This is a genomic window from Immundisolibacter sp., assembly GCF_028696615.1.
Classification (GTDB): domain Bacteria; phylum Pseudomonadota; class Gammaproteobacteria; order Immundisolibacterales; family Immundisolibacteraceae; genus Immundisolibacter.
Genome location: NZ_JAQVGQ010000300.1, coordinates 1 through 2,753, shown reverse-complemented (window position 1 = coordinate 2,753; position 2,753 = coordinate 1). Strand labels below are relative to the sequence as shown.

3 protein-coding genes are annotated in these 2,753 nt (G+C 70.8%); all 3 read right to left on the bottom strand.

The window, feature by feature from the left end:
- A partial coding sequence (otsB, locus tag PHC73_RS13505; RefSeq protein WP_300129298.1) for a trehalose-phosphatase occupies nucleotides 1-691 on the bottom strand: 691 nt, incomplete at its 3' end.
- On the bottom strand, nucleotides 684-1,925 hold the full coding sequence (locus PHC73_RS13500; protein WP_300129296.1) for a glycosyltransferase: 1,242 nt from the start codon (nucleotides 1,923-1,925) through the stop codon (nucleotides 684-686). The genes otsB and PHC73_RS13500, both read right to left, overlap by 8 nt.
- Nucleotides 1,922-2,587, bottom strand: a complete 666-nt coding sequence (locus PHC73_RS13495; protein ID WP_300129294.1) for a DUF5752 family protein — start codon at nucleotides 2,585-2,587, stop codon at nucleotides 1,922-1,924. The genes PHC73_RS13500 and PHC73_RS13495 overlap by 4 nt, the downstream gene beginning before the upstream one ends.
- Nucleotides 2,588-2,753 lie beyond the last annotated feature (166 nt).

Sequence of the window (2,753 nt, the reverse complement as noted above, 5' to 3'; positions counted from 1 at the left end):
TGGGCCGCAGCAGCACGCGCAGGCCGCGGCCGGCGAGCGCGCGGAAGGCGTCCTCGTCGGTGTGGTCGTCGCCCAGATAGGCCACGCAGGCGCCCTCGCCCAGCTCGGCCAGCACCTGGCGCACCGCCAGGCCCTTGTCGCAGCCGGGGGCGCGCAGCTCGATGCCGCCGTCGAAGGGGTGCCACTCGAGCGCGCCGGCCTCGGCCAGCGCGGCGAAGCGTGTTTCGAGGTCGCGCTCGAGCGCGCGCTGGTGGCCCGGCGCCAGGCCGCGCCAGTGAAACGCCAGCGAGCCCGGCTTGCGCTCGACGCGCCCGCCGAGCGCCGTCACCGTGGCGGTCCAGCCCTCGGCTTCGGCCAGCGCCTGCAGGGCGGCCTCGGGCAGCGGCGTGAAACTGTGACGGCCGTCCGGCAGCCGCCGCTCGCGGCCATGACAGCCCCAGAACTCCGGCCGGACGTCGAGCCGCAGCAGCGGGCACAGATCGTCGAGCGCCCGCCCGGAGACGATCACCAGCCGGTCGCCCGGCAGCCGGCCGAGGCGCTCGAGCAGGCCCTCGACGCCGGGATAAGGCCGGGCCTCGGCGGGATCGATGTGAAACGGCGCCAGCGTGCCGTCGTAATCGAGCAGCAGCGCGGCCGTGGGCGCCACCGCCAGGGCGGACCAGAAATCGTGCAGCAGGGTGGAATCAGGCAAGCGCAATACGTTCTTCTCCAGGGTGCATGAGGCCGGTCATCAGCGTCAGGTAATCGCGCGCCTGGCGCGTCAGCAGAAAGTTCTGGCGCACTAATTCGCGCGCCTTGGCGCCCATCTGTTCGCGCAGCTCGGCGTGCTGGTGCAGGTAACGCACGCGCAGCGCGGCGCCCTCGGGCGTGCTCACCAGAAAGCCGGTGTGATGGTTGACGACCTGCAGGCGGATGCCGCCGGTGTCGCCGCCGATCACCGGCTTACCCTTCCACATCGCCTCGGTCACCGTCAAACCGAAGCCCTCGCGCAGCGACTTCTGCAACACCAGCGGCGCCGCCTGCTGCAGCGCGTTGATGGTGGTGTGGGCGTCCGACGGCAGCAGCAGCACTTTCAGATCCGCATCGCCCTCGGCGGCGGCGCGCACCTCGGCCAGCACCGCCTCGCCCTCGGGATCGTCGTCGGCGCCGCCGCCGGCCAGCACCAGCTGCAGGCCGGGGATGAAATTGCGCGCCAAGCGGTAGGCGGCGATCACGCCGAGTGGATCCTTGAAGCGGTCGAAGCGCGACACCTGCAGCATCAGCGGCCGGTCGGGATCGATGTCGAAGCGCCGGCAGGTCTCCAGCACCTGCCAGGCCGGCAGCGGGCTGTTCTTCTCGGCCAGCGGGTCGATGCTGGGCGGGATCAGGTACACCGGATGCGGCAGGCGTCGGGCGAAGTCGGCCAGCGAGAACACGCTGGCGTCGTACTCGACCACGTGGCCGCGCAGGTAGCGCCACACGCCGCGCTGCGGATGGCTGGCGTCGATGTGGCAGCGCCACACCCACTTGCCGCGGCGGTCCGGCAGGTGGCGGATCAGCGCCGCCGGCTGGGGATCGTGGATGAACACCACGTCGGCCTCGCGCAGCACCGGCGCCAGCGTCTCGGCATTGCGGGCATTGGCGTCCTCGTAGGCCTTCAGCAGTGCATCCGACAGCGGCGCCGGCTGGCCCTGAAGCGCGTTGTGCATGGCCTTGGTGCACTGGTAGAACGGCCCGTCGCCGGTGATCACCTCCCAGCGCGTGTCCAGCTCCAGCGCCTGCATCAGCGGCACCAGCTTGTGCAAAATCTCGGCCACCCCGCCGCCGGCGCGGGTGGAGTTGACGTGCACCACCTTCATGCCGCGCAGCGGCGCGGCCAGTTGCACCAGATGCTGCACGGCGTCGGCGCCGGCCACCTCGGCGTAGGCGTCGAGCAGCGCGTTCATGCCGGCACCCCCGCGAAGTGGCTTTCGATCACGGCGGCGTACTGGGCGCGCAGTTCGGGCAGCGACACGAAGTAGGGATCGATCTGCGCCAGGCGCGCGATCAGACCCTCGTACCCATCCTCGAGTGCCACCAGCCAGGCGTGAAAGTCGTCCTGCCCCACCGGCTCGCGCCGGCGGGCATCGATCAGGTGATAGAACACGCTGCCCGGCGAAAGCTGCGGCAGCAGGTCCACCAGCTCGCGCGGATCGTGGACACGCCGGCCGGTGTCGAACACCACCAGCTGCCCGCGCAGGAAGTGGAACTGCCGGTCGCGCGGCGCCCAGACCGGCGCCTCGATCTCGTCCAGGCGCTGCTCGACCACTTCCAGCACCTCCTGGCGCAGCGCCTCGGCGTCGACGAAATCGGCCGGGTCGATCACCGCCAGGCGCTCGGCGAGCGGCAGGTCGTGCAGGGCGTGGCGCACCCACACGGCAAAGTCGTTGCTGAACTCGGGATCGTCGAAGCGGGCGCGCAGCAGGCCGCCCCAGAAGTGGTGGTAGACACTGTCGGCCGGTACTGCGAGCAGCCCTTCGCGCAGCCCCGGCAGGCTTTGTGCGCGCACCCCGGTGGCCAGCGACACCAGGGCGCAATCCTTGACGACGAAGTCTTGCGGGTTCGGCATGGATCGGCACTCCTGCGATCGGCGCCGAGCGCAGGCATTACCTCCCGCCGATCGGCCTCAATCGGTCAGACCAAACGCCCGCGCCAGAAGTTCATACGACCGTTCCCGGTCGGCGTAGTGGTAGGTGACGGTGACGATGCTGACCTCGTCCACGCCGTACTCGGCG

What these genes read in the sequence shown, in the direction of transcription:
- PHC73_RS13500 (WP_300129296.1), bottom strand. Translation starts at nt 1,925, where the DNA reads ATGAACGCGCTGCTCGACGCCTACGCCGAGGTGGCCGGCGCCGACGCC.
- PHC73_RS13495 (WP_300129294.1), bottom strand. Translation starts at nt 2,587, where the DNA reads ATGCCGAACCCGCAAGACTTCGTCGTCAAGGATTGCGCCCTGGTGTCG.